Source organism: Nitrospira sp. BLG_2 (genome assembly GCF_049222245.1).
In genome coordinates this window covers 1-1,767 of sequence record NZ_JBLYIG010000297.1, presented here as the reverse complement: position 1 = coordinate 1,767, position 1,767 = coordinate 1, and the positions used below count along the sequence as shown (strand labels likewise).

Below are 1,767 nucleotides of genomic sequence, written 5' to 3'. Positions count from 1 at the left end.
GACCTGCACCCACAGTTCGCACTGCGCAGTCGCCAAGCTCTCTCCATCCATTGCGGGGCCGTCGTTCAGCCTGGTTTAGGACGCCAGATTGTCAATCTGGAGGTCGCGGGTTCAAATCCCGTCGGCCCCGCCATTTTTATTTCTAGGTGGGTGACATCATGTACGCAACCGGTGCATATTTTCCCGCGAGCGGTACAAGAGGGATACTAAAAGGGAATGAATTTGCAAGCCGGTCCCCTCGGACTCGTTAGTTCGCTCGGCCTTGTATCCAAGATCATCCTGCTCTTCTTGTTCGGGTTTTCCGTTCTATCCTGGGCCATCATTCTCTATAAGCTTCGAGTGTATCGTCGGAGCGATGCCGAGGATCAACGGTTTCTGTCGAGTGTTGCAAAACTGAACGATGTGGAGGAAATGCGACGGCAGGCCCGCAGGGCCGGGGACAGTCCGTCGGCGGCCGTACTGCTCAACGTCCTGGATCGCCTACCGGAGATGCCTGAGGGCAGCGGGAATCCGCACAAAGCCCACCCCGAGTCAGCGGAAGGTAATCCGGTGGACCGGCATTATCTCGAACGTTCGATGGCATATATCGTGCAGGGCCAATTGGCCAGAATGGAATCCTATCTGCCCTTTCTCGCGACCACAGGCAACATTACACCCTTCATCGGGTTGCTTGGGACGGTACTGGGGATCATCGATTCATTCCGGGAAATCGGGCAGCAGGGAACGCCCAGCATCGGGGCCGTGGCCCCCGGAGTCGCTGAAGCGTTGGTCGCGACGGCGATGGGATTGTTTACAGCCATCCCCGCGGTCGTTGCCTATAATTACTTTCTGTCGCGCATTCGACGGATGGCGTTCCGTCTGGAGACCTTCAGCGTGGAGATGTTGAATTCGTTGCTTCGGCGCGCTGGGGCTAGGGGAACGGCTTCATGATGATGGAATCGCGGCATCGGCGATTCATGGCCGAGATCAACGTCATTCCGCTCGTGGACGTCGTTTTGGTGCTGTTGGTCATCTTTATGATCACCGCCCCCATGCTGTACCGCGGGATCGATATTAAGCTGCCGTCGTCGGCCAGCAATACCATCAAGCCGGAAGTGCGAATGGTGCTGACGATCGAGAAGGATCAGAAGCTGTACCTGGATAAGGACCCGATCAGCGTCGCACAGCTTGAGCGGCGACTCCGATCGGCGAAGGAGCAGAACGCCGACGTGTCGGTATTTCTGCGGGCGGATCGGGACGTGCCCTACGGCACGGTCGTCCAGGTGATGGACGGGGTGAAGAAGGCGGGCATCGAAAAAATGGGCATGGTGACGGAACCAACGACCAGTGAGCGGGTGGCCGAGGAGCCGACTAAGGTCGGAGAGCAAAAGCGCTAACACGTCATTCGGCTCAAACGGTCGGGGGCGGTTGGAAACAATGGGTCAGATGGCCGCACGGTCTCAATCGTCGTCACATTCCTTGCCGTTGGTCCTGCCTCTCACCGGAGCCAGAGGGAAAACCGAGCCTGTCACCGGACCGCTGGCTCTCTCGCTATCGCTCCATCTTGCCCTCCTGCTCGTATTTGCCTTCATGTCGTTCAAGACGGGTGAACGTCCCCTTTCTGCTGCCGTGCAAGTATCCTTGATTACCTTGCCGCCGGCTCCGAAGCCGGTCGTTCAGAAGAGTCAGCCGACTCCGGTGCAGCCTCAGCCGCGGGCCGTGACGCCGCCACCAAGCAAGCCAGAGCCGCAACCTTCGCCGACTTTGCCTCCACCCCCGCCGGCAATT

The 1,767-nt window shown here is 58.7% G+C and carries 2 protein-coding genes, 1 tRNA gene and 1 pseudogene; all 4 read left to right on the top strand.

All coding sequences use genetic code 11. From position 1 onward, the window contains the following. Positions 1-54 precede the first annotated feature (54 nt). Positions 55-133, top strand: a tRNA-Asp gene (locus ACOSYY_RS08255). An 83-nt stretch (positions 134-216) separates the two neighbouring features. Further along, entirely contained in the window at positions 217-930 is a 714-nt protein-coding gene (locus ACOSYY_RS08250; RefSeq protein WP_421661790.1) for a MotA/TolQ/ExbB proton channel family protein, read from the top strand. Further along, positions 927-1,376, top strand: coding sequence for an ExbD/TolR family protein (locus ACOSYY_RS08245; protein WP_421661789.1), 450 nt, complete (start codon positions 927-929; stop codon positions 1,374-1,376). Before ACOSYY_RS08250 ends, ACOSYY_RS08245 begins: the two co-directional genes overlap by 4 nt. Before the next feature lie 40 nt (positions 1,377-1,416). Beyond that, positions 1,417-1,767 (top strand): annotated as a pseudogene (locus tag ACOSYY_RS08240) (hypothetical protein); the annotation flags it as partial.